Source organism: Vibrio sp. GLN_1, from assembly GCF_043106015.1.
In the GTDB taxonomy this organism is placed as follows: Bacteria; Pseudomonadota; Gammaproteobacteria; order Enterobacterales; family Vibrionaceae; genus Vibrio; species Vibrio parahaemolyticus.
In genome coordinates this window covers 346895-373272 of record NZ_JBICMD010000035.1, presented here as the reverse complement: position 1 = coordinate 373272, position 26378 = coordinate 346895, and the positions used below count along the sequence as shown (strand labels likewise).

Annotated in this window: 20 protein-coding genes; 8 read left to right on the top strand and 12 right to left on the bottom strand. The window is 44.9% G+C overall.

Going from position 1 to position 26378, the window contains the following annotated elements; genetic code table 11:
* Nucleotides 1-45: 45 nt before the first annotated feature.
* Complete coding sequence (gene cobO, locus ACF8OV_RS16870) at nt 46-651, top strand: cob(I)yrinic acid a,c-diamide adenosyltransferase (RefSeq protein ID WP_025506292.1); 606 nt, start codon at nt 46-48, stop codon at nt 649-651.
* A 62-nt stretch (nt 652-713) separates the two neighbouring features.
* On the opposite strand, the gene ACF8OV_RS16865 is transcribed toward cobO, so the two are convergent.
* The 3 genes from ACF8OV_RS16865 to apbC all read right to left on the bottom strand — a co-directional run bounded on the left by ACF8OV_RS16865 (nt 714) and on the right by apbC (nt 4879).
* Nucleotides 714-2801, bottom strand: coding sequence for an AsmA family protein (locus ACF8OV_RS16865; protein WP_203504781.1), 2088 nt, complete (start codon nt 2799-2801; stop codon nt 714-716).
* Between the two features lie 188 nt (nt 2802-2989).
* Complete coding sequence (gene udk / locus ACF8OV_RS16860) at nt 2990-3631, bottom strand: uridine kinase (RefSeq protein ID WP_005461598.1); 642 nt, start codon at nt 3629-3631, stop codon at nt 2990-2992.
* Between the two features lie 171 nt (nt 3632-3802).
* Nucleotides 3803-4879, bottom strand: coding sequence for an iron-sulfur cluster carrier protein ApbC (gene apbC, locus ACF8OV_RS16855; protein WP_140076157.1), 1077 nt, complete (start codon nt 4877-4879; stop codon nt 3803-3805).
* Nucleotides 4880-5041: 162 nt separating this feature from the next.
* Between apbC and metG the strand changes: the two genes are divergently transcribed.
* Together metG and ACF8OV_RS16845 are read left to right on the top strand one after the other, a co-directional pair.
* Nucleotides 5042-7108 (top strand): methionine--tRNA ligase, encoded by a 2067-nt coding sequence (metG, locus tag ACF8OV_RS16850; RefSeq protein ID WP_005482411.1) that lies wholly within the window; start codon nt 5042-5044, stop codon nt 7106-7108.
* Between the two features lie 212 nt (nt 7109-7320).
* A complete protein-coding gene (locus tag ACF8OV_RS16845; protein WP_203504783.1) occupies nt 7321-8127 on the top strand; it encodes a hypothetical protein in 807 nt (268 codons plus the stop codon).
* Between the two features lie 115 nt (nt 8128-8242).
* Here the strand turns inward: ACF8OV_RS16845 and fadR are convergent, their stop codons facing one another.
* Nucleotides 8243-9082 (bottom strand): fatty acid metabolism transcriptional regulator FadR, encoded by an 840-nt coding sequence (gene fadR, locus ACF8OV_RS16840; RefSeq protein WP_005461531.1) that lies wholly within the window; start codon nt 9080-9082, stop codon nt 8243-8245.
* Nucleotides 9083-9723: 641 nt separating this feature from the next.
* Between fadR and nhaB the strand changes: the two genes are divergently transcribed.
* The gene (gene nhaB / locus ACF8OV_RS16835) at nt 9724-11310 is read left to right on the top strand and encodes a Na(+)/H(+) antiporter NhaB (protein WP_005461506.1); all 1587 of its coding nucleotides are present in this window, start codon (nt 9724-9726) and stop codon (nt 11308-11310) included.
* 84 nt (nt 11311-11394) lie between these two features.
* Nucleotides 11395-11931 (top strand): disulfide bond formation protein DsbB, encoded by a 537-nt coding sequence (gene dsbB, locus ACF8OV_RS16830; RefSeq protein ID WP_017448352.1) that lies wholly within the window; start codon nt 11395-11397, stop codon nt 11929-11931.
* Between the two features lie 84 nt (nt 11932-12015).
* Here dsbB and ACF8OV_RS16825 read toward each other — a convergent pair whose 3' ends face one another.
* Nucleotides 12016-12624 (bottom strand): SEC-C metal-binding domain-containing protein, encoded by a 609-nt coding sequence (locus ACF8OV_RS16825; protein WP_025518631.1) that lies wholly within the window; start codon nt 12622-12624, stop codon nt 12016-12018.
* 149 nt (nt 12625-12773) lie between these two features.
* Between ACF8OV_RS16825 and dusC the strand changes: the two genes are divergently transcribed.
* Nucleotides 12774-13742, top strand: a complete 969-nt coding sequence (gene dusC / locus ACF8OV_RS16820; RefSeq protein WP_392404387.1) for a tRNA dihydrouridine(16) synthase DusC — start codon at nt 12774-12776, stop codon at nt 13740-13742.
* A gap of 113 nt (nt 13743-13855) precedes the next feature.
* Here the strand turns inward: dusC and ACF8OV_RS16815 are convergent, their stop codons facing one another.
* The 6 genes from ACF8OV_RS16815 to yfbV form a co-directional block, all read right to left on the bottom strand.
* The gene (locus tag ACF8OV_RS16815; RefSeq protein WP_138937591.1) at nt 13856-15316 is read right to left on the bottom strand and encodes a sensor domain-containing diguanylate cyclase; all 1461 of its coding nucleotides are present in this window, start codon (nt 15314-15316) and stop codon (nt 13856-13858) included.
* 108 nt (nt 15317-15424) lie between these two features.
* Nucleotides 15425-17251 (bottom strand): maltodextrin glucosidase, encoded by a 1827-nt coding sequence (gene malZ / locus ACF8OV_RS16810; protein ID WP_141179978.1) that lies wholly within the window; start codon nt 17249-17251, stop codon nt 15425-15427.
* A gap of 174 nt (nt 17252-17425) precedes the next feature.
* Nucleotides 17426-18220, bottom strand: coding sequence for an ABC transporter ATP-binding protein (locus tag ACF8OV_RS16805; RefSeq protein WP_005482418.1), 795 nt, complete (start codon nt 18218-18220; stop codon nt 17426-17428).
* The gene (locus ACF8OV_RS16800) at nt 18217-19152 is read right to left on the bottom strand and encodes an ABC transporter permease (RefSeq protein WP_005461508.1); all 936 of its coding nucleotides are present in this window, start codon (nt 19150-19152) and stop codon (nt 18217-18219) included. Before ACF8OV_RS16800 ends, ACF8OV_RS16805 begins: the two co-directional genes overlap by 4 nt.
* Before the next feature lie 188 nt (nt 19153-19340).
* On the bottom strand, nt 19341-20306 hold the full coding sequence (locus ACF8OV_RS16795; protein ID WP_005461481.1) for an ABC transporter substrate-binding protein: 966 nt from the start codon (nt 20304-20306) through the stop codon (nt 19341-19343).
* 364 nt (nt 20307-20670) lie between these two features.
* Nucleotides 20671-21123, bottom strand: a complete 453-nt coding sequence (gene yfbV / locus ACF8OV_RS16790) for a terminus macrodomain insulation protein YfbV (RefSeq protein ID WP_005461479.1) — start codon at nt 21121-21123, stop codon at nt 20671-20673.
* A 345-nt stretch (nt 21124-21468) separates the two neighbouring features.
* Here yfbV and ACF8OV_RS16785 point away from each other — a divergent pair, with 345 nt between their 5' ends.
* Both ACF8OV_RS16785 and pta read left to right on the top strand, forming a co-directional pair.
* Nucleotides 21469-22665: an acetate kinase gene (locus ACF8OV_RS16785; protein ID WP_005461478.1), complete on the top strand. Its 1197-nt coding sequence runs from the start codon at nt 21469-21471 to the stop codon at nt 22663-22665.
* Between the two features lie 135 nt (nt 22666-22800).
* Nucleotides 22801-24945: a phosphate acetyltransferase gene (gene pta, locus ACF8OV_RS16780; RefSeq protein ID WP_005461502.1), complete on the top strand. Its 2145-nt coding sequence runs from the start codon at nt 22801-22803 to the stop codon at nt 24943-24945.
* Between the two features lie 90 nt (nt 24946-25035).
* Here the strand turns inward: pta and ACF8OV_RS16775 are convergent, their stop codons facing one another.
* Entirely contained in the window at nt 25036-26310 is a 1275-nt protein-coding gene (locus ACF8OV_RS16775; protein WP_140201515.1) for an MgtC/SapB family protein, read from the bottom strand.
* Nucleotides 26311-26378: the final 68 nt, after the last annotated feature.

Here is a 26378-nt window from a genome sequence, read left to right as displayed (position 1 = left end):
CCAAGCTACCGCGGGCAAAGCACGAAATGGATTTAAGGAAGTATTATGTCTATCGAAGAAAATAAAGAAGCACGCCATAAGGCACGCCAACAAAAAGTAAAAGAACAGGTAGACGCAAAAATTGCGGCCGCTCAAGAAGAGAAAGGTCTACTGCTGATCATTACTGGTAATGGTAAAGGTAAATCGACATCTGGCTTTGGCACGATTGCTCGCGCCGTCGGTCACGGCCTTAAGTGTTCAGTGGCTCAATTTATCAAAGGCACTTGGGACAACGGCGAGCGCAACTTGCTAGAAAAACTGGGAGTAGAATTCCAAGTTATGGCGACTGGTTTTACTTGGGAGACGCAGAACAAAACCGCCGATACCAAAGCAGCGCAACTGGTCTGGAAAGAATGTAAGCGCATGCTGCAAGACGACTCTATTGATGTCATCTTATTCGATGAGCTAACTTACATGGTGAGTTACGGTTACATCGATTTGGACGAAGTGGTCGAAGCGTTAAACAATCGCCCCAAAATGCAGTCTGTTGTGATTACTGGTCGTGGCGCACATCGCACTCTAATTGAAATGGCCGATACCGTTTCTGAAGTGAAGAATGTAAAGCACGCATTTGAATCTGGCGTAAAAGCGCTGAAAGGCGTCGACTGGTAAAGCTTGCAGCACAATGAAAAAAGGGTTGGCACAATGCCAACCCTTTCACTTTCAACACGTGGTTAGTTGAAAAGATTCTTCAACAGACCATCGACCGCTTCTTTGGTTTTCTCATCTTTGATTTTGTCCGTTAGCTTCTCTACGCCACGGTCAATTTCTTTCTGAGCTTTCTGTTTAAGAACATCATCGAATACGAGTTTGAATTTAGGGTCCGCCCACTTACCAGACACATTGATTGGAATCGTGATGTCCTTCAGCTCATCGATGTTTTTACCACCTTGGCCTTCTAGCGTACCCACAATTGAAGTACTGATAGTAAAGTCTACCGTCTCATTGATGTAGTTTGCACTGCCTTTACCACGCACACGCAGTAATGGTGACTGAGCATGCAAGTTGTCCGTTGATACCACACCTTTGTTTAGTTTCAACGTCGCGGTCATCGCACTGAAGTCTGTTTTCTTCACTTCGTTGGTACTTTCAACTTTTTGCCCTTTGAATCGCGCGTAGTTTTCACGAATCAATTGAGCAACGTTGATGCCATTTACCGCACCATCAGCAAAGTTAATCACTACCGTACCAGCAAGGTTCTTTTTGATACCTGTCGGCGTCAAACTGCTACCTTGGACATTCACGTCGATATTACCCGTACCTTCTAACTTGTCGTTGTTAGCAACATCAATCAGTAGCGGTTGAACTTTCACACCTTTGATTGATTTTTTCACGCTGTAAGTCGCTGGCGTCTTACGTGCATCTAGTCTTGCTGTTGCTGAAATTGTGCCTTGGTACAACTTCGAGCTAAATGATGTGAGGTCAAACACACCACGATTGACAGTGAAGCTCGCTTTTACCGCTTCCATTTTTGCGTTAGCCGCTTTGAACTTATCGATGGTGATATCACCTTTGACATCCAGCGTTTTCAGTGCTGAAAGATCCGGCTCAACTTCAGGCCCCGCGGATGCACTCTTACCACCAGATGCTGGCTTTTCGCTTGCTGGTGCTTGTTTATCCAAGCCTAAGAATTCATCTAAATCGATATTAGGGCTATGAAGGGCAAAACGTATTTTTGGAATGTCTCCCAATGTCACATCGGCTTTACCATCCAATGCAATCGCGTTTGCGGTTAACTTCTCTAGAATAAAGCTAAGGTGGCTTTTATTTAGGTCAAATGAAAGGTCAGAGACCATATCAACTTTCATTGGTGATTGTGGCAAAGCATCACCTTCAAAGCTTGATTTCAGCGTAAGCTTATTCAACAACACTTTGCTAATCGCTTGGTCAACCGTAAGCTGCCCACCGCCTTGCATGTCCAGCTTCATACCAGCAGCACTGCCTTTAAGCGCGTAGTTAAGATTGTTTACTTTATCGAATTCAAATGTATCTAAGCCAATTTTTGCCGATTCAATAGTGTTGTTTGGATCAGTGTACGTCGCATCAACATCGATGTTCTTCAACGCATAACTGGTAAGACCTTTCGCCAGTTTAAAGTCTGCCTTACCTTCTGCTGTAAACTTCTGGTCATTCATTTCGCCTTTCACACCAAAGTCAGCTGCCGTCCAGCTGTCAAAAGCAAATTCAGAAAGGTTCAACGATACATCATACAGCTTGGTGTAATTGCCGGCTTGCTTGTCTTGAATTTCTAGTGAGCCATTAGAAACCGTAACACCAGCCAGGTTGATACTCCAATCTGAGCCTTCAGACTGCGATTCACCACTTTGATCTGGTGCAGTATCATTCGGTTGCTCTGCTTGTTGAGTTTGCGCTTTCGTTAGAGCATCAATGTTCTTGCTGCCGTCTTTCTTCGTTTCAACGTAGAACTCCGCACCATCTAAAGTAATGTTACCGATTTCAAGTTGTTTGCTAAAAAGTGGTGTGACAGAAACATCAACACCGACAGTGTCGACTTTAAAAAGATTTGGCTGACTAAAACCTTGCGGGTTACGCAGTTCGGTTCTTCCCAATTCAAAACCAATTGATGGGAAGAATTGCCAACTGATATCCCCTTCAATCACTAATTCTAACCCTGTTTGTTTCTGAGCTTGCTCAACAATCAGTGGCTTAAATTGGTTTGGATTGACAAAAATAGTTAACGCTAAAATTGCAGCAACAAATACCACAACAGGTATCGCGAGAACTAAGAGCAGTTTCTTCATTTGTTTTTCCTTGCTCGTGTGTTTTTAAAATTATAAGCGCAGACTAGATTTACCGCCGAGAGTTCCACAAAAGCGTGAAAATCATCCGGTTTTGACATGCAACTGACTAATTTAAAAACAAAAAAAGAAGTGGCACCTAAAGTGCCACTTCTTATCATAAAAATAAAGCGATATAGCCGTCTAAAGACTTAAGCTTTCAAAAGTTTTGCAATGTGAGCTTTTAGTACATCGATCGCGATACGGTTCTTACCGCCACGAGGTACGATGATGTCCGCATATTGCTTAGAAGGTTCGATAAACTGCATGAACATCGGACGAACAGTTTGCTGATATTGCTTAAGAACGGATTCCATTGTACGGCCACGCTCTTCAACGTCACGCTTAACACGGCGAAGTAGGCAGATATCCAGAGGCGTATCCATAAATACAGTCGCGTGCATCAGGTCACGAAGACGAGGGTCAGTAAGAAGAAGGATACCTTCTAAAATGATTACCTTTTTAGGGGTCATTGTGGTGGTGTTACTTGTTCTTGTGTGCTCTGTGTAGCTGTACTCAGGCACTTCCACGGCCTCACCACGTACAAGCTTCTCTAGGTGCTCGCACAATAGGTCGTGGTCCAACGCACTCGGGTGATCGTAGTTCGTCTTTACTCGCTCTTCCATGCTTAGGTGGCTTTGGTCGTTGTAGTAGCAATCTTCCGTGATGACACCGATTTGATGATCGCCTACTTTCGCGCGAAGCTCATTGTAAATTGTGCTCGCGATCAGACTTTTTCCAGAAGCAGAAGCGCCAGCAATACCTACGATGACGCATTGATTATTATCAGACATTAGTTTGCACCCGATGATGATTTCTAGTCACATAAAAAGATAAACTGCCTGATTATAGGGAGTTCACCCCGTAGTTACTAGCTGGAATTAGAGTTTAGTCATAAGTTTCTGCCTGCCCAGAGGATTAACCTCCGGGCAAACGTTAAAATGTGCAACTTTCAACCACCAACCTCAGTTTACCATTGTAAAACTGATTGCATCTGGTTTCGCTTTGCCTTGCCAAAACATTGTGCTACACACTCGATCTGCAAGCTGTTTGTAGTAGCCTGAATGCTCACTGTCAGGTCGTCTCGCAACGGTTGGCACACCAGCATCAATGTCTTCTCGCATAGAAATATGCAACGGAATTTGGCCCAATAGCGCTAAGCCAAACTCTTGAGACATTTTCTCCGCGCCACCCATACCAAAGATGTGTTCAGTCGCGCCACATTGGCTACAAATGTGGTAACTCATATTTTCGACCACACCTACTACTGGCACACTGACTTTGTTAAACATTGCTGCACCTTTGCGCGCATCTGCCAACGCTAAATCTTGTGGCGTCGTCACCAAAACCGTGCCGGTAACAGGAATTTGTTGTGACAACGTCAACTGGATATCACCCGTGCCTGGTGGCATGTCTATCACTAAGTAATCCAGCTCTGGCCAATCGGTTTCATTCAATAGCTGAGCTAACGCTTTCGATGCCATAGGGCCACGCCAGATCGCTGCTTCAGATTTATTAACTAAATAGCCAATAGAATGAGTATAGATGCCGTGAGCAAAAATAGGCTCCATCCATTTGCCATCACGAACTTCTGGTTTCGCATCTTCCTGGCCGAGCATCATCGGAACCGATGGACCGTATATATCGGCATCCAATAGGCCAACCTTCGCTCCCGACTGCGCGATAGCCAAGGCTAAGTTAACGGCTGTTGTGGATTTGCCCACCCCACCCTTTGCAGAGCTCACCGCAATGATATTCTTCACACCTTTCACCGCATTAGAAACCTGCGTTTCTAGTGCTTTTACGCCGAGTTCAATGTGAAACGGAAACGCGGCTACAGCTTTGGATGCTTGCTGTTGTTGAATCCATTCTTGCAATGTGCGCTGAAGCTCATTACTAGCAAATGGCAATGTAATCTTCACCTCACCTTGAGCGGTGATGGTGACAACGCCGTGAATATCGGCCCAGTTTTCCACTAACTGTGGATGTTGAAATTGATTAAACCAATGACAAAAATCTTGTTTTGAAGTGAACTGATGCATAAGTCCTCCTTTTGAGTACCATGCTACCACCGACCCGACATAACCAGAACCCTAAAAAAACTAAGGCATTCCGCGGTTTGACACCTTGGAGTTAGTGAGTTCATGGGGTAGTATTATCCATCAAAATTTTTTTATACCTATCAAGAAAAGCGAATATTAAGTATGGCAAACGATCCAAGACACCTTCCTTCAAGGAAACTGCTGGTAACTTGTGCCCTTCCGTACGCTAACGGTTCGATCCACCTTGGCCATATGCTTGAGCATATCCAAGCGGACATTTGGGTTCGTTACCAACGCCTACGCGGCAACACTGTAAACTTCATCTGTGCTGACGATGCTCACGGCACGCCAATCATGCTTAAAGCGCAACAGATGGGTATTACTCCAGAAGAGATGATTGCCGCTGTTAGCGAAGAGCACCAAAAAGACTTCGCTGGCTTTGATATCAGCTTTGATAACTACCACAGCACGCACTCAGAAGAGAACCGCGAACTGGCATCTCACATTTACCTAGAGCTAAAGAAAAACGGCTTTATCTCTAGCCGTACTATCTCTCAGCTTTTCGACCCTGAAAAAGAGATGTTCCTACCGGATCGTTTCGTAAAAGGTACATGTCCTAAGTGTAAGTCTGAAGATCAGTACGGTGATAACTGTGACAACTGCGGCGAGACTTACAGCCCGACAGAACTGATCAATCCTAAATCTGCAGTTTCTGGTGCGACGCCAGTAATGAAAGATTCTGAGCACTTCTTCTTTGACCTGCCTCAGTTTGAAAGCATGCTAAAAGAGTGGACTCGCTCTGGTTCTCTGCAATCAGAAACCGCGAACAAGATGCAAGAGTGGTTTGAATCTGGTCTGCAACAATGGGATATCTCGCGTGACGCACCTTACTTTGGCTTCGAAATCCCAGGCGAAAAAGACAAGTTCTTCTACGTATGGCTAGATGCACCTATTGGCTACATGGGCTCATTCAAAAACCTATGTAACAAACGTGACGATCTAGACTTCGATGAATACTGGAACAAAGACAGTAAAACTGAACTTTACCACTTCATCGGTAAAGACATCGTGTACTTCCACAGCTTATTCTGGCCTGCAATGCTTGAAGGTTCTGGCTTCCGTAAACCAAACAACGTGTTCGTACACGGCTACGTAACGGTAAACGGCGCGAAAATGTCTAAGTCGAAAGGTACATTCGTGAAAGCAAGCACGTACCTCGATCACCTAGACCCAGAATGTCTACGTTACTACTACGCAGCGAAACTAAACAGCCGTATTGACGATCTAGATCTTAACCTTGAAGACTTCACTCAGCGCGTTAACGCTGACGTAGTCAACAAGATCGTTAACCTAGCATCTCGTAACGCAGGCTTCATCGCTAAACGTTTCGAAGGCAAACTGTCTGACAACTTCGCTGAACCAGAGCTTTACAACGAATTCGTGGCAGCGGCTGACCGTATCGCAGAGCTTTTTGAAGCTCGCGAATTTGGCCGTGCTATCCGTGAAATCACGGCACTAGCAGACAAAGCAAACCAATACGTTGACGAGAAAGCCCCTTGGGTTGTGGCGAAAGAAGAAGGCAAAGATCAGGAACTACAAGAAATCTGTTCTGTAGGTATCAACCTGTTCCGCGTACTAATGACTTACTTGAAACCAGTAATGCCAGCTCTTGCTGCACGTACTGAAGCATTCCTAAACCAAGAGCTAACTTGGGAAGGCATTGCTCAGCCACTCACTGGCCACGAAATCACTAAGTTCAAAGCGCTATTCAACCGTATCGATCCAAAGAACATCGAAGCGATGATCGAAGCATCGAAAGAAGACGCTGCAGCAGAAATGGCAGCGAAAGAGAAAGCAGAAGCGGCTAAAACAGAAACTGAGCTAAGCAAAGACCCAATCGCGGACGAGATTGAGTTTGATACTTTTGCTCAAGTGGATTTGCGCATCGCTCGCATCATCTCTTGTGAAGAAGTGCCTAAAGCAAACAAATTGCTTAAGTTCCAACTGGACATCGGTGGTGAAACTCGTCAAGTTTTCTCTGGCATCAAATCAGCCTACAAACCTGAAGAGCTAGAAGGCAAGCTAACCGTAATGGTAGCGAACCTAAAACCTCGTAAGATGAAATTCGGTATGTCTGAAGGCATGATCCTAGCGGCAGGCCCTGGTGGTAGCGACCTATGGATTCTTGAGCCACACGAAGGCGCTCAGCCTGGCATGCGCGTAATGTAACTCCCTTACGTTACGCTTGAAATGAGTTAAATCCCCGCCTCTCTCGGCGGGGATTTTTTTGATCAAATTCACATTATTGGGGAGCTTCTGCACCAATAACGCGCAAAACATTTAGGTTTAAATTTTAACCACTTGTTTTTAAAGTAATTTTAATTGGCATCAAAACTGCAAATTCCTTCTTGCTAGGTCCAAACACTAACAAGGAGTTGGTTATGTTTGTTTTGATTTCAACGTTATTATCCGTCGCCATATTAGCCGGCATTTACCACCTTTCCACAAAACGCGAACAGCAACATGCACGAAAGTATCAGTTGCTTACCCTACTTCGCGATGTCGTTAACTTGCTTAGACGTCATCGAGCAATCACACATTACTCCCTTCAATCCCAACAAAACTATGATCGAGAAGTAGAAGAGATCCATCATGCTCTCAACAACAAGCTGCACCTTTTGTTGGAAACATCGCGCTTTGAAAATAAACCCATGTATCGTGTGTTACAGATAAAAGTCAGTAAGTTGCTAGAACAATGGCAGGAAAACAGCATCGCGAGAAATCAAATGGAGCACGGAAAGCTGATTCGACATTGTTTGTTTTTAATGGATGAAGTCACTATTGCGTGGCTAGCAGTTGAGCAACGAGATGAGTTGCATGATGAGTACCACATGAATTGGCAAACCATTATCGATAGCCTCGAAACCTTGACTCAACTTCGTATTAGCATTCAAGACTTAAACGAACAAGGAGGAAGCGTTCGAGTAAAGAACTACGCATCTGTAATGACACGTAAACTGAATCAGTTAGCGGTAATAGCACCATTGACTATCGCAGCGCCGATCTCTGTACGTTCGACACAAGCGTTAAACGACTATGTCGAAGGAAAACACACCGGACTAACAGAAGAAGAACTTTATGGCATCACCTCAGATCTGTCACTGACGATTTTCAATACCTATGATCACGTGCTATCAGATATTGTCGAAACACTGTATTTGCCTTTGCCCAGACTTTCATTAGCCTGAAAGACTCATTTTTCGACATAATTGCATGCAGAACTAGATCAAAAACCGCAAGTAACGAGCAATAAAAAACCGCAGGCATTGCCTGCGGTTTTTTCTAACTTTGCTCACTCAATGCTTAACTATCATCTTCAGTGAAGTTGGTTGGTAGTTGCTTTTTCATCTCGTTCCAGATTTGAGCACTTTCCATGCCGTAGTGGCGAATTACAACTGGCAATTGTTCACGCTGGCCCGTTTCACAAGTTTCTAGCAGTTGACGGTAGAATCTTAGCGCCAAATCACGTGAGGCCGGGTTAGAGAAGTAGTAACTGCCAACTCGGTCATACAGCTTCTTCAAGCCATTGAAAATCAAACCGTAGATTTGGTTACCAGAGTGGAATGCTAAGCGTTGGAACAACATGTAATCGTAAAAGTTAAATGTTTTCGCGATCAAGATTTCCTGACGCTTTGCTTCATCTTTTTCGTTGTCTTCTTTAACGCTTTGAAGCACCTTATCCGCATACGGAGAAGAGGCAATGAAATCATCCCAAGACGATGCATTCACAAGCGCTTCACAAGACTCAATTACGTTCTTGATTGTACGCTCAGAGTTTTCTTTGTTCGCCTTGAATGCATAACGCATAAAGATAGGGCTGATGTTGGTACGTGCCGCAAGCAAATCTTCTACAATATTTGTTGCATTATCGACGTCTAGCGTCATCAACGTATCCAAGATATGCAGACCAGATGTCTCCATAAATTGGTTAACTTTTGTTGGTTTACCGTGTTGGATAGTCAACCATCCATCACGAGCTAGTCGTTGAAGAACCTCTCGTAAAGTCGTTCGAGTAACACCAATCAGTTCGGACAGCTCGCGCTCAGCAGGTAAAATTGAGCCTGGAGGAAAACGGCCGTTCCAAATGCTCTCGATAATATATTTTTCTGCGAATCCCGCAGGGCTTTTCGCCTTAATGACCATTCTACTTTTTATCCAATATTGATTTCTGAGGGTCGATACTACTCATCATACCACTACTTAACGATTTGAGAAAATTTACGATCAATTATTGAAACGATCCCTCAATATAGAGTTAATACTCTACACGTTCGCTGAATTTAGGATACTTAGTGAAGCAGTTCAAAGCCGTAAAATTTGTATTTTATAAAAAAGAAACCGAACACAAATAGAGAAAAAATAACGACAAGTACGTCACATTTTTATGTTCATAATATGCAAAATAAATTTGTATTCTCTGGTTAATATTCCTTTTTAATTGATCTTTTCTCGTCACTTGGCGTCATTTAAAATCCAAGGGGATTTTTTCAAGCTTTCCATGATATAGTAACGCCGTTTTGATCGCGTTATTACACTTAAAAAGTAGTTTTAGTCGGAAGCATTACGTTTTGTTATTGACTAATAAAAGCCGGAGTGTAGAGTTTGCGATCGAAAGTGAGCGGTGCTTGAGTTCAGGGGAAGTAACTTGGCAAAACTACAATAAAACAAAGGATTGTTGTTTTACTAAGTTATTGTTTTAAAAGACTAGTTAATAAGTCTAACAAACAGATACTTGAGCGCTAATTGTAGTGTCTATTCATAATATTGTTATAAAGAGAATTATCATGCCGATATCGCTCGGAAACGCTTTTATCAAGAATTTCCTTGGTAAAGCGCCTGATTGGTACAAAGTTGCCATTATAGCCTTCCTTATTATTAACCCGATTGTTTTCTTCCTAATAAATCCATTTGTTGCTGGGTGGTTGCTTGTCGCGGAATTTATTTTCACGCTTGCAATGGCTTTAAAATGCTACCCATTACAACCTGGTGGTTTACTTGCAATTGAAGCTATTGCTATTGGCATGACCAGCCCAGCGCAAGTAAAACATGAGTTGGTTGCGAATATAGAAGTATTACTACTTTTAGTATTCATGGTTGCGGGTATCTACTTCATGAAACAGCTTCTGCTGTTCATCTTCACCAAAATCCTGCTTGGTATTCGTTCAAAAACTCTGCTTTCGCTTGCATTCTGTTTCGCAGCCGCGTTTTTGTCAGCATTCCTAGATGCGTTGACAGTAATCGCTGTTGTCATCAGCGTAGCAGTTGGTTTCTACTCGATTTACCACAAAGTTGCTTCAGGTAACCCAATTGGCGATCACGACCATACTCAAGACGACACCATCACAGAACTGACTCGTGATGACCTTGAAAACTATCGTGCATTCCTACGTTCGCTGCTTATGCACGCTGGTGTGGGTACCGCGCTGGGCGGCGTAACAACGATGGTTGGTGAACCTCAAAACCTTATCATTGCAGACCAAGCGGGTTGGTTATTTGGTGAATTCCTAATCCGTATGTCTCCTGTGACGTTACCAGTATTTATCTGTGGTCTTATTACCTGTGCATTGGTTGAGAAGCTAAAAGTATTTGGTTACGGCGCACAACTGCCTGATAACGTACGTCAAATCCTTGTGGACTTTGACCGCGAAGAGCGTAAGACACGTACAAACCAAGACGTCGCAAAACTGTGGGTACAAGGTATTATCGCCGTTTGGCTGATTGTCGCGTTAGCGCTTCACTTAGCAGCCGTTGGCCTGATTGGTCTGTCTGTCATTATCCTAGCAACGTCATTTACTGGCGTCATTGAAGAGCACTCAATGGGCAAAGCATTTGAAGAGGCCCTGCCTTTCACAGCCCTACTCGCGGTTTTCTTCTCGATCGTTGCTGTAATCATTGACCAAGAGCTATTTAAACCTGTTATTGACGCCGTGTTAGCCGTTGAAGACAAAGGCACACAGCTTGCCCTCTTCTACGTTGCGAACGGTTTGTTATCGATGGTTTCGGACAACGTATTCGTAGGTACGGTATACATCAACGAAGTGAAATCAGCCCTTATGGAAGGCTTGATCACGCGTGAACAGTTCGACCTGTTAGCAGTTGCAATCAACACCGGTACAAACTTACCTTCTGTTGCAACGCCAAACGGTCAAGCCGCTTTCCTATTCCTACTAACGTCTGCGCTAGCACCGTTAATTCGTCTGTCTTACGGTCGAATGGTAGTGATGGCATTGCCATACACTGTCGTTTTGGCGATTGTAGGTCTGATGGGCATCATGTTCTTCCTAGAGCCAGCAACAGCGTCTTTCTACGATGCGGGCTGGATTGCACCTCATACCGGTGATCTGACTCCAGTTGTGTCTGGCGGACACTAAAATTTGAGTTGATTAGGAAACTTATACACGATAAAAAGCTCTGAGTATTCAGAGCTTTTTTCTATTTCAGACAGGATTGAAACCGTGACTATTTTTTCATCACTTAACCAGTTTTCGAAGGGACGCTTATCGTGGTTGCTTCTTCTTTTGTTCATCATATTTTTTGAAGCCTGCGCACTCTACTTCCAACACGTAATGATGCTTGCCCCGTGCGTAATGTGTATTTATGAGCGTGTGGCAATGATGGGTATTGGCGGTGCAGCTATCATTGGACTTATCGCACCGAACAACGCACTATTCCGCTGGTTAGGGCTTATTGGTTGGGGATTAAGCTCGTACAAAGGATTGATGCTTGCAATGCAGCATGTTGATTACCAGTTCAATCCATCACCATTTGCAACTTGTGATCTTTTTGTCACCTTCCCAAGTTGGGCTCCGTTAAACCAATGGGTTCCTTGGATGTTTGAAGCGTATGGCGATTGTTCAAAAATTGTTTGGCAGTTCTTCGACTTATCGATGCCACAATGGTTGGTAGTTATCTTCGCTGGTAACTTGGTTGCTTTGGCGTTGATCGTGATTGCACAGTTCTTTCCGGTGAAACGTAAGAATCCAATTCGTTAAGGCGTATAAAAATATAGATAATAAAAAGCCGACCTTAGGGTCGGCTTTTTATTGGGTTCGATTCAGTAACTCGCTTTTATAGTGTTACTTACCACAACATTGCTTGAACTTTTTACCGCTCTCACAAGGGCATGGATCGTTACGCCCCACATCTTTAAATGGGTTTAAGCTCTGAGATTTATTGCCGACCATTAGTTCATCTGCACCCAATGCGACTTCAACTAACATCAAATCAAGTTGATCAACAAGGTCTATTAGCGCTGGCGGCGTTTCAATGCCCGCGTCACGCATATGTTGCTGAGTAGACTCTTCATCAATGGCTAGCATCATTGTGGTAAGCAGCGCTTGCAACATGCGTTGTAAACCATCATTTAACTCAACCTCTTGCCACTGCTCTTCAATCAAAGGCCAAACCGACATGAAACCTTCAGCAAAATCGGCTAACTGCTCAGGATCTTTTTCAGTTAGCTCTAGAGCTGAATACTCATTACGTAAAATACGGTTATGTTGCTTGTGAATTTGCTCTTCGACCGCTGGCTGAATCGATTTAAAACCTTCACCAAATAGCGGCTCAAGCCAGGCCTCTGGCGCCAAAGGTTTTGTGGTTAGGTTTGCGGCAAGTACCGCACCTTCAATAAACAGCGAAGATTCATCAAGTTGAACTTCACCTTTTTCAATCAAAGTGTATTGCATGACATCTGGTTTCCCATGAATTTGGCGGCATTATACTCCAATACAAGTGAGATGCCAGTTGGCACCAGCGCCGAGTCTTTTAATGACAAACTTAGCCGACATCGCTACAATCGCCCTCCTTTTTATCACCAAACTGTATTAGGCAAACTATGCGAGTTGTATTAGGCCCAATGGAAGGCGTTTTAGACCATTTGATGCGCCAAATCCTGACCGAAATAAACGACTATGATCTGTGTGTGACAGAGTTCGTTCGAGTGATCGATCAAGTCCTGCCAGACCATGTCTTTCATCGCTTATGTCCGGAGCTTATGCAAGGCTCTCAGACCACTTCTGGTGTGCCTGTACATGTTCAACTACTAGGCCAAGAGCCTCACTGGATGGCGGAAAACGCAATCCGAGCAGCAGAGCTTGGCGCGCGCGGCATCGACCTAAATTTTGGTTGCCCAGCAAAAATGGTCAACAAAAGCAAAGGAGGTGCGGCGCTATTGCAGCATCCTGAGTTGATTCATAGCGTGGTAAAAGCATGCCGTAACGCAGTGCCTGCGAATATCCCTGTCTCCGCAAAAATTCGTCTGGGCTGGGAAAACCCTGAAGACTGTTTTGAAATCGTGGATGCGATTCAATCTGCGGGAGCGAATGAACTGACCGTTCACGCACGTACTAAGCAAGGCGGTTATAAAGCATCTGAAATCAAGTGGGAATACATCAATAAAATTCGCGAGCGATTCTCCATCCCTTTGATTGCCAATGGTGAAATCTGGAATTTCGAAGATGGTCAACGCTGCATTGAAACCACTGGTGTCGACTCTCTGATGGTGTGCCGTGGTGCGTTCAACATTCCTAACCTAGGTAACATGGTAAAACACAACCACACGCCAATGGTTTGGTCTGATGTGGTCGACCTGCTGATCTACTACTCAAAGTTTGAAATGAAGGGTGATAAAGGTTTGTACTATCCAAACCGCGTGAAGCAATGGTTCGCTTACCTTCGCCAATCTTACCCAGAAGCTAACGAATTATTCCGCGAAATCCGAACATTTAATAAAGCAGCACCGATTGTTGAGCACATCCAGCGCTACCGCGATGAACTCCAATCGCGTCAAAGCCAAGTGGCTTAAGCACTCCACATGCACGAATTGTGCGTGATGGTTGAACGACAAATAGCTAAAAGGGCGATATTATCGCCCTTTTAGCTATTTGTCAGACTGCCTTCTAGCAAGCGCGCCTCGAACTAATAACAAATCTTGTTCTTTCCGGTACTTTTCGCTTCATAGAGCTTCTCATCAGCCGCCTTGAACAGTTCATCAAAGCTTTCTGCTTTGCTTGCAGAGCTAAAGACCACACCGCCAGATACGGTAAACCCATTCTTCGTGACTCGTCGTGATCGTTCATCAATCGCTTTTTTGACTCGTTCGAGAATGTGCTTCATCCCTTCAATATCTTCATCGTATATCGCGAGAATAAACTCTTCGCCACCAAAGCGAGATGCGACGTCACTGTGACGAATGTTGTCTCGGATGCACTTCGCGACCAGTTGAATCGCAGAGTCACCTACATCATGGCCGTAAGTATCATTGATAGTCTTAAAGCTATCGATATCGAACACAGCCAATGCCACGTTCTTCTTCGTCATTTTATTACGCCAAACGGCCTGCATTCCTCTGCGGTTGAGCAGCCCTGTCATTGGGTCTCTTGCAGCAAGATCTTTAAAGTAGCGACGTTCGGTGTGCATGTTGACATAAAACAGTACTACGGTACTCAACACGTAAATAAAGACCGCGACCATAGTGCTGTACTTTTCAAAGAACGTTAAATTCTTAATCTCGCTCCATAAGTTATATTCGTAATAAATACTGTGATTGGCACTCAAGCGCTCTTTTTCAATGGGCTTGATCCGCACGGCATCTTCAGGAATCGTTTGGAAATTGGAAACTAAGTGCAGCTTCCCGACAAGGTTTTCAGAAGTCGTGAGCAGCGCATCGACATCAAAATCAATCGAGAGCACCCCTTGGTGGACGCCTTTTTCATAAATTGGCACTGTTAAACTGATGATTTGCCCTTCCATGGAATCAAGCATCGGCCCAGGCCCAGCCAATGTAATGTTGACCTTATCTTGCGCGGTTTTTTGCCAGAATGGCCTCGCCTTTAACGTTGACCAAAGCTCTTTAGTAAAATTCTTCGCGTACTTATCGGGCGACGAAATCACATAACCACGTTTATCGATGTAATGGATACCAACAATGTGGGATTCAATATCATGAAGGAAGGACAAAGAAGGGGCAAAGCCTGCTTTTTGTTCTGCAAGTTTGTTGATTTTCGTCCCTGCCTGACACAAACTTTTTTCGCCGACGATCATGTAGTCAACATCAACCGCTGGCAGGCCATCGCTGTAAACGTTCTCCAATAGCAAAACATCAATCGGCCATATATAGCAGATGTCGCCTTTCACAATAGAGTTATGCTCTTCAGAAAGAGGGTTCGCGAAGTTTGAATAGTTGGTAAAGCTGTAGTCCAGTGCAGTTAAGACTTTGATACCACGAGTTAACGCTCTATCGATACGCGAATATTCAGTATCAATATAGCGATTGACTGCATCGTAGTAGTTTTTTGTAGTAACGAGCATTACCACAATGAATAGAACTAAAGGAAAGAAAACAACAAATGAGAGGCTAAATCGCCTTTGGTTAACCATTGAGTACCATTGTTTAAGTGTTCGCCTCTCATATGCATCGGCTTAAAGAGGCTGTTTATAGTTATTAATGAACATATTCACAAATTTTAATAAATATAGAATGCGGTGTCACTTCACTTGCCACAAATTGATACTTAATGCTGCCATATTGACAGAAACATGACCTTCATAATCAATTATTTCACATTTATCTAATAATTGATGCAAGTGTTTCGCATTCAAGCCTAACTGCCACAATGGTAGGTCAATCGTGCTTTCTTGTAGACCAATATTGACTGCAACAATGATCGTCTCTTCACCAAGCTGTCTTGCATAAGCAAATGCCCTTTCGTCACAATACAGCCATTGCATGCTACCAGATTGTAAGGCTTTGAACTGTTTGCGAATTTCAATCCACTGTTGGTACAGTTGGAGCCAAGGAGAACCCTGAACTAAATGCCAAGGGAAACAACGTCTGTTATCCGGGTCAAAGCTTCCCTCAAGACCGACTTCACTACCATAATAAATGCATGGTGCGCCGACATAAGTCATGAGTAAGGCCAACGCGATTTGCATTTTTTTCTCATCCCCATTCACCAAGGTGAGAAAACGCGCCGTGTCATGGCTATCAAGTTGATTGAGTTGTGAGAGCTGATTGGCAAAAGGAACTTTTGCTCTGGATTCATCCAACCACGCTTTGAATTCAAAACCATCTATATCGATTGGGTCGTACGTGATGTCTTGATGCGCGATAAACGCTCGAACAGGGTGGGCAAAACCGTAGTAGTTCATCGCGCCGTCTTCTTGCTCCCCTTGCAGCCATTGAGTCGCTTCAAAAAAATGCTCACCTAACACATAAGCATTCGGATTAACGGATTTGGTCGCTTGGCGAAATGCTTTCACGTAGTGAGCGTTGTTTTTCGCCCCCTCCCCTTCACCTAGCATATGAATGACATCAAAACGCCAGCCATCCACGGAATATGGTGGCTTCAGCCAATGTTTGATAACCGACGCCTCACCTTGGTAGATATATTCTCTGACTTCGTGATTCTCAAAATTCAATACCGGCAGATTGTCGATACCTTTCCAGCCAATATAGTGATTACTCTCCCCATCAAAGAAGTAATAGTCGCGAAAATCGGATTGAGGATTCCCGTACGCGCCTTTCCCTTTCTGCTGAATATCAAACCAAGGGTGATGCACAGAAGTATGGTTAAAGACTGCATCCAATACGATCTTCATGTTTTTGCTGCGGATTTTTTCGCACAATGACGCAAAATGCTCATTAGTGCCGAGCATAGGATCAATCGTGAAATAATCCGTGGTGTCGTACTTATGGTTACTTGGCGAGGAAAAAATCGGATTGAAGTACAGTGCGGTCACACCCAATTGTTCAAGGTATCCAAGCTTTTGCTCAACGCCTTTTAGATCACCACCGAAGAACTCACGTGCCCCAGAGTTTTGGTGATTCCCTACTGGTTCTCCCCACGTTTTAATCACAGCATCAGGATCGTACTCGCAGTACGCTTCACGAATCGCAGACTCACTTTGACTCGCGGCAAAACGATCAGGAAAAATCTGATAGAAAACTTGTTCTTGAACCCACTTTGGCGGTTGATGGTTTACATTCAATTTGAAATGAAATTCTTTGGGCGGAATACGTTTTTGCACTCCACGTGCGTCTAGCCAATATTGCTGACCATTTCTAACGACTTTAAATACATAGTGGGTGATGTCTCGATCTCTATTCGGCTCGAACGATACTTCCCACAGCAGTAACTCTCCAACTCTGCCGCATTGCACCATGGCGACAAGGTATTCTTCGTTGTCTGGCTCAATACGCGCATAAACAGCATCAAATGTTAACGCTTCTGTTTTTAGACAGACCTTCACGCGTTTACCATCGAAGGCTAAACCATCAACCGTCTGGCTATGAAAGAGAAATGGCAAAGACATAATAAGCACTCTTTAATAGGTGGATATGCCACTATTTTATTAAAGAATGAGAGATAAAAAATCCTCCTTGGAAATTCGGTGTTTTACCTATTTTCTCAAGGAGGATCACACTTGGTAGGCGTAGTCGCGGCTCTGACTATGTCGAAGAAACGCGTAACGAATCAGACATGCTATTTAATTGAGTAATAAACTGTCATCCGAAAGTTCTTCGCCTCGAACTTTAGAGAACATGTCTAGTAAGTCAGGTACTTGCATATTGGCGCGCTGCTCTCCAGCGACATCCAGAACGATTTCTCCTTGGTGGAGCATGACGGTTCTGTCACCACAAGCGAGCGCGTCTTTCATCGAGTGCGTTACCATCATCACCGTCAGATCAAACTCATTGACGATACGCTTGGTTAAATCGATGACAAAAGCCGCCATACGCGGGTCAAGCGCGGCCGTATGTTCATCAAGCAGCAATAACTTACTCTCCGATAACGTCGCCATCACCAGGCTCACGGCTTGTCGTTGTCCACCAGACAACAAACCAATACTGTCACCCAATCGGTCTTCCAAACCTAAACCCAAAATACTGATGCGTTCTTGGAACAACTTGCGGCGTTTGGCAGACAGCGCCAGCCCCCAGCCACGTTTTTTACCTCGCATGTACGCTAGAGCCATGTTTTCTTCAATGGTTAGCTCACCACACGTTCCTGCTAACGGGTCCTGAAACACTCGTGCACATTGAGTAGCGCGCTGGGCAACCGTCTGCTTGGTGACGTCTTTGCCATCAATGATCACTTGACCACCAATCATCGGTGTCTCACCCGTCACCGCTCCGAGCAATGTCGATTTACCCGCACCGTTAGACCCGATTACGGTTAGAAATTGGTGCTCTGGTACCTCTAACGATACCCCTTTCAACGCGCGATTTTCCAAAATCGTACCAGGGTTGAACGTCACTTGGATGTTGTTAAGTTCAATCATAACGCCTCCCCAGAACCATTTTTAGATGCCGCTTGTTTCGCAGTCGTTACGCGTTGTTTGGCTTTCATACTTTGCTTGAGCTTAGGCGCAATGAGCGCTACCGCAACCAACACTGCGGTCACGAGGTTGAGATCCGAGGCCTGAAGGCCAAACATGCCAGAACTCAACGCAAAAGCGACGGCTAGTCGATACAACACCGAGCCCAAAATAACGGCGCAAACGGCAACCCAAATTTTGCGACCTGGAATGAGCGTTTGACCCAAAATAACCGCAGCCAAGCCGACCACGATGGTACCAACGCCTGATGTTACGTCAGCAAAGCTGTTGGTTTGCGCAAATAGCGCACCAGCGAAGCCAACAAATCCATTCGACAGCGCCAAACAAAAATAGGTGTAGAACCCTGTGCTTGCGCCTTGCGCAGACACCATTCGGCCATTCACACCCGTCGCTCGAAGGCCCAAGCCGAAGTCGCTATTTAGCAATCGCACCACCAAAAAGGCAGAGATGAGAACCAGTACGCCTACGACCAACGGACGAATAAACATCGCATCGCCCATCGATTCAAAAGGAGTGAGAATGGTGTCTTCACCCAAAAGAGCCATATTGGGTTTGCCCATGATGCGAATGTTGATAGAAAACGCGGCAATCATAGTGAGGATGGACGCTAAGAGATGCAAAATTCCACAGCGTACAGCGAGAAATGCGGTGACCCAGCCTGTCATGCCACCAGCGATAATCGCCATACCGGTTGCAATCCAAGGGTTGATGCCTGCAACGATAGCTGTCGCAGCAACCGCAGCTCCCATAGGGAAACTGCCATCTACACTTAAGTCAGGAAAATCAAGAACACGAAACGTAAGATAGACGCCCAAAGCAACCAAGCCATAAATCAAGCCGATCTCAAGCGCGCCAAAAAAAGCAAATGCAGACATAACTGCTCCTTTCTGCATGTTCAGATCGCTAGCAGCGATCTGAAGTTACAACTTTCAACTTAGGTCGAGGTAAAGAGAGCAATCCGCTCAGAAAAAACTTGCTCTCATAAACTTACGATTTACGAGCCCATTTTCATGCTGAGACAAATGGGCCTGAGAGAAAGAGTCCTTACCTCAAGATAAGTGATTTACTGCATGCTAGTCGCACGTTGAACAACAGAACTCGGCAGTTGAATGCCCAACTTAGAAGCGGCGCTCTCATTGATGACCAAATCAGAACCCGTTGCGACTTTTACATCCAGCTTTCCTGGCTCTTGACCATCAAGTATGGCTGCTACGTAATCTGCCGTTTGCACACCGACTTGGTAGTAGTCAAAACCAAGTCCGGCAATCGCACCTTTTTCAACATAAGATGTTGCACCGCCAAAGACTGGCTTTTTCGCTTGGTTCGCCGCAACAATCATGCCTTCGATCGCACTCGCTACAGTGTTATCCGTAGGCGCGTAAAGGATGTCTGATTTTGCTGCGATGGCTTGCGTAGCAGATTGAACATCGGCACTTTTCAAAGCAGTGGCTTCCACCACTTTAATGCCTTTCGCCTCTGCACTTTCTTTTAGAAGATTAACCAGCGTCACCGCATTCGCCTCGCCAGGGTTGAAGACGACACCAATACTTTTGACTTGAGGAAGGATTTCTTGAATGAGCTCCACGTGCTGAGCCACTGGAGACAGGTCTGATAAACCTGTTACGTTTTTGCCCGGCTGCTTCATCGATTTAACCAACTTGGCTCCTACCGGGTCAGTCACCGCAGTAAACACAACAGGAATAGTACGAGTCGCAGAAACCAGTGCCTGCGCTGACGGCGTTGCAATACCGACTAGCACGTCTGGGCTTTCTCCCACGTATTGACGCGCAATTTGCACCGCAATTGCAGGGTTACCTTGTGCTGTTTTGTAGTCGAATTCTAAGTTTTTACCCTCTTCATACCCTTTTGCTTTCAATCCATCTAGCAAACCTTGGCGAGTGGCATCCAAAGCTGGATGCTCAACGATCTGAGAAACCGCAACTGTTGCGGTATTAGCAAATACATGGGTGGAAGAAAGAATAGCAGTAGCGGATAGAACGGCAGTGGCTAATAAACGTTTCGTTTTCATCATAACTCCTTGATGTGTCTTCGTCCTTGTTTCACGAGCTTCAGCAATATGTGGATACTCATGAGATCAAATGTGAGAAGGCGTAATGTTGTGTTTGCGTATCTGTGCACTTCTTGTGCATCTTATTTTTATTATTACTACTAAGTCTTAGTAAAGAAAAGAAACATTTAACACTAAGGCAACATTTGTGATCGCAAGATCGCATTCTATTACGCAACAATGTAATGCACTCAAACGTAGCTAGAGGATGGTTGCGGGCTAAAGGCTTAACCCCACTGCGCATACTGCGCGATGAGGATGACAAAACAAAAAATGGAGTGGCAATTGCACACTCCATTTAAAAATTGTTGAACGCTAAAATGAGTTAGAACCAGCGCTCTAGTGAGGATTTATCAAGCTGGCGGAAAGCACGATTTAAAATTATTGCGAGCTCTTTATAACGAGGTCGCGCTTTAACTGGCTCTAAGGCAAAGCCTGTTTCCACGATTTTTTGATGAAGTTCGCGATACCAAGAAGCCAATGATGGCGGTAGTTTGGTGTTTGAGCGAGCACCGAGCCACCAGATACCTTGCAAAGGCAAGCTTATAGCAAACAGGGCTACGACGATAGATTGAGGTAACGCGTTGTAATTGTTGAACGCCATTTGAGTGAGAACACTGATAGCAGCGACAGCTGGCATGACTTTAATGCCAAAACGAGTCGCTTTGATAATACGTTGCTCAGGAAATATGGCACCCAGCTCTTTACGAACTGGCCAGATCTCCATGTAACTTTGGCCGTCTTTCAGGCTATGGATCAATCCGACTTTATTACTCATACCGCTCTCTCACTAAAAAATAGTTGAACATTTCAACTGAAGGTGCAAAAAATTGATGAAAGTTAATATTCTTTCAAATTTTTTTTGTTATCATTGCCTATTATCGCTATCCTTTGCAGACCCTCAATCTCATTGTTGCTGTTATTTACAATTTAAGCAACTCCGAGATATCTATCTGCACGGATCGCATCATAGTGATGGATGGGTTCATCACTATTTCTTTATATGGAATTAGAACGATTTTTGACCAAGATTAGTACGCAGCATTGCTGGTATCGGCTATTCTTGTGATTAATTTTTCATCCTTTAACTGATTTTGATCAGACGAATAACAGGTAGTCACACATGTCTAAGCTAGTTTTAGTTTTAAACTGCGGTAGTTCTTCTCTTAAATTTGCTGTTGTTGATGCCGAGAACGGCGAAGAGCATCTATCAGGTCTTGCTGAATGTCTTCACCTTCCTGAAGCACGTATCAAGTGGAAACTTGATGGCAAACACGAAGCTCAACTTGGTAACGGTGCAGCACACGAAGAAGCACTAGCGTTCATGGTAGAAACTATTCTTGCTTCTAAGCCAGAGCTTTCTGAGAACCTAGCTGCTATCGGTCACCGTGTAGTACACGGCGGCGAGCAATTCACTCAGTCTGCACTTATCACTGACGACGTACTAAAAGGTATCGAAGACTGTGCAACTCTAGCACCACTTCACAACCCTGCACACATCATCGGTATCAAAGCAGCTCAAAAATCTTTCCCAGCACTTAAAAACGTTGCTGTGTTCGATACTGCTTTCCACCAAACAATGCCTGAAGAGTCTTACCTATACGCTCTTCCATACAACCTATACAAAGAGCACGGTATCCGTCGTTACGGCATGCACGGTACTTCACACCTATTCATCACTCGTGAAGTTGCAGGCCTACTAAACAAACCAGTTGAAGAAGTAAACATCATCAACTGTCACCTAGGTAACGGTGCTTCTGTATGTGCAGTTAAGAACGGTCAATCTGTAGATACTTCAATGGGTCTAACGCCACTTGAAGGTCTAGTAATGGGTACTCGTTGTGGTGACATCGACCCTGCGATCATCTTCCACCTGCACGACACACTTGGTTACTCTGTTGAGAAAATCAACACAATGCTAACTAAAGAGTCTGGCCTTCAAGGTCTAACTGAAGTGACTTCTGACTGTCGTTTCGTTGAAGACAACTACGGTGAGAAAGAAGAAGCAACTCGTGCAATGGACGTGTTCTGTCACCGTCTAGCTAAGTACGTTGCTGGTTACACTGCAACTCTAGATGGTCGTCTAGACGCAATCACTTTCACTGGCGGCATCGGCGAAAACTCTGCACCTATCCGTGAAATGGTTCTAAACCGTCTAGGTATCTTCGGTATCGAAGTAGACAGCGAAGCTAACCTTAAAGCTCGTTTCGGCGGCGAAGGCGTTATCACTACTGAAAACAGCCGTATCCCTGCAATGGTTATCTCTACTAACGAAGAGCTAGTTATTGCTGAAGACACTGCACGTCTAGCAGGTCTTTAATTGAATTTTCTGGCTAGCCACTTGGCTAGCCAGATTTTCATCCAACGAATTTCTTAGGGGCTCAACTCCTATTCTTCGAGCGTCATGGAATAAGAGTTGAGCTTTTATCCCCCAATAGCTAAAGGTACTCTACGAATGTCTCGTACTATTATGCTTATCCCTGCAAGTGCTGGTGTTGGTCTAACTAGCGTAAGCATGGGTGTTCTTCGCGCAATGGAGCGCAAAGGCGTTAAGGTTTCTTTCTACAAACCAATTTCTCAACCACGTTCTGGTGGTGATCAACCTGATCTGACTTCTACTATCGTTGGCCACAACAGCGATATGAAGATCGGTGAACCTATGGCGATGTCTGTTGCTGAGAGCCTAATCGGTAACGACAACATGGACGAGCTACTAGAAACTGTTGTTGAGCGTTACAACCAAATCAATAAAGATGCGGATGTAACACTTATCGAAGGTCTAGTACCAACTCGTAAGCACCCATTCGCTAACCAAGTGAACGCTGAAATCGCAGCAACACTTGGCGCAGAAATTGTTCTAGTGGCTACTCCAGGCACTGATAACCCAGCTCAACTTAAAGAGCGCATCGAAGTAGCATGTTCTAACTTCGGCGGTACTAAGAACAAAAACATCTCTGGCGTTATCATCAACAAGCTAAACGCACCTGTTGACGAAGCTGGCCGTACTCGCCCTGACCTATCTGAAATCTTTGACGATGCAGATAGCGCGAAGCAAAACGAAATGAAAGTGATGGAAATCTTCAACACTTCTCCAATTCGTGTACTAGGTTGCGTGCCATGGAGCATCGATCTTATTGCTACTCGTGCAATCGACATGGCGAAGCACCTGAAAGCAGATATCATCAACGAAGGTGACATCAACACTCGTCGCATCAAGAGCATCACGTTCTGTGCACGTTCTCTTCCAAACATGATTGAGCACTTCAAACCAGGTTCTCTACTTGTTACTTCTGCAGACCGTCCAGACGTAATCGTTGCAGCTTCTCTAGCGGCAATGAACGGCGTTGATATCGGTGCTGTACTGCTAACTGGCGGTTACGACATCCCACGTGAGATCGAAGGTCTATGTAAGCCAGCATTCGAAACTGGTCTACCTATCTTCAAAGCACAAGGTAACACTTGGCAGACTTCTCTAAACCTACAGAGCTTCAGCATTGAAGTACCTGCAGACGACAAAGAGCGTATCGAGTTCATTAACGAGCACGTTGCTGGTCACATCGACGGTAACTGGATCGAGTCAATGACGGAAGGTACTCAAAAATCTCGTCGTCTAAGCCCACCAGCGTTCCGTTACCAGCTAACTGAACTTGCTCGTAAAGCAGGTAAGCGCATCGTTCTTCCTGAAGGTGATGAGCCACGTACAGTGAAAGCAGCGGCTATCTGTGCAGAGCGCGGCATTGCAGAATGTGTGCTTCTAGGTAACCCAGCAGAAATCAAACGCGTTGCAGCGCAGCAAGGTGTTGAGCTAGGTGCTGGCGTTCAAATCATCGACGCTGATGCTATTCGCGAAAACTACGTTGCTCGTCTAGTTGAGCTACGTGGCGCGAAAGGTATGACTGAAGTTGTAGCTCGTGAGAAACTACAAGATTCAGTATTCCTTGGCACAATGATGCTTGAGAACAACGAAGTTGACGGTCTAGTTTCTGGTGCTGTTCACACTACGGCGAACACTATCGTTCCTCCGTTCCAAATCATCAAGACTGCACCAAACGCGTCTATCGTATCTTCAGTATTCTTCATGCTTCTGCCTGATCAAGTACTGGTATACGGTGACTGTGCAATCAACCCAGATCCAACAGCTGAACAGCTTGCTGAAATCGCTATCCAATCTGCTGACTCTGCAGCAGCATTCGGTATCGAACCACGCGTTGCAATGATCTCTTACTCTACTGGTGAATCTGGTAAGGGTGCAGACGTTGATAAAGTACGTGAAGCAACAAAACTGGCTCAAGAGAAACGTCCTGATCTTATCATCGACGGTCCTCTACAGTACGACGCTGCGATCATGGAAAACGTTGCTGCTTCTAAAGCACCAAACTCTCCAGTTGCAGGTAAAGCGACAGTATTCGTATTCCCAGACCTAAACACTGGTAACACGACTTACAAAGCGGTACAACGTTCAGCAGACCTAGTATCTATCGGTCCAATGCTGCAAGGTATGCGCAAGCCAGTAAACGACTTGTCTCGTGGCGCGCTAGTAGACGATATCGTGTACACCATCGCTCTAACAGCAATCCAAGCAACTCAAGAACAGAAGTAATTCTTTTCTTTGCTTGAATGAATAGTCAAAGCCCTCGATTCGTCGAGGGCTTTTTTGTTGTTCAAGACACACGGTTTAGAAAACAGATACTCAATACAAGACAAAGAACATCAGTGCCCCAACGGCAACACATCCCACCATCACAGGCGCGACCCTAAGCCATAATTTTTTGTCTCCTATCGCGACAACCATACTCATCTTAACAATGGTATTGACCGATGCGGCAATTAAGATACCCAGCGCGGCTGTGGTTACGCTCAATATTTGGATGCTCTGACGACCGAGCGCCAAGGAAATCGCGTCTACATCCGTAATCCCTGAAAGGGCCGATAAAATTAAGACACCTGCATTACCGAACCACTCAGCTAGCGCATGTGACAGCAGCATAATCACCGCCAGCATCATCCCAAAAAACAGCGCCGATTGCAGTGCGAGTGGGTTGCTCTGTTTGTTCGATTGTTCGATCTGTTCCACTTCACTCCTCCGCCATATCCACCAAGCAGGCAAATACAGCGCCGCCATCATGGCCATCACAATCGGCCATAGTAACGAGACAAGTTGAGGATTAATCACAAACAGAATAATCAACAGCCGAGGAAACATGGTGCCGCAACTCAAGAGTATGCCACTGGCGAGCAATGGGCTGATATTGGCTTGCTCCCGAGAAAGATGGGAAAACTGCAGCGTTAACGCCGTCGAAGAACTTAAACCTGCAAAAATGGAGGTGAACAATATGCCACGTTTCGCCCCACCGATTTTGATTGCGAAATAGCCCACAAACGAAATACTGGCAATCAATACGACCATCCACCAAATTTCGTAAGGGTTAAGAGCGTTCCAAGGGCCATAGGATTGATTTGGAAGAAGCGGCAATAACACGATGGAGATAATCAGCAACCGGAGCGCTGCATCCAGCTCGTATTCCTGTAATTTTTGCAGCGCTTGGTGAAGTTCTCGTTTGTTGTCGAGCACCACTGCGGTAATCACAGCTGCAGATGCCGCAAGCACCGCTTCTCCCGACACCGCTAAACTGCCCAACACAAACGTCACCAACAAGCTAACCACGCCAGTAATACTGATATCGCGACTCTTCTTCTGCTGCATGATAAACGCGATACACGCCAATATCACCAACGCAATCAAGGCAAAACCAAGCAATAAAGGAGAATAGAGATCCGCAAGAATCGCGACAAGACCACCAAGTAACCCAACAAGAGAGAACGTACGAATACCAGCAACACGACTACCTTCAACATTATTTCGCATCACCCAGCCGCGCTGTGTCCCGATAATCGCACCCAATAGCAAGGCAATAAGCAGATTCCAGATAAGATGCTCGCCAGTCGCAAACTCGTTGATATCCATGCATCACCCCGTTAAAAAGCAGTTGTCATATCATTAGTTTATTTGAATATTGGTAAGAAGCTGTGACG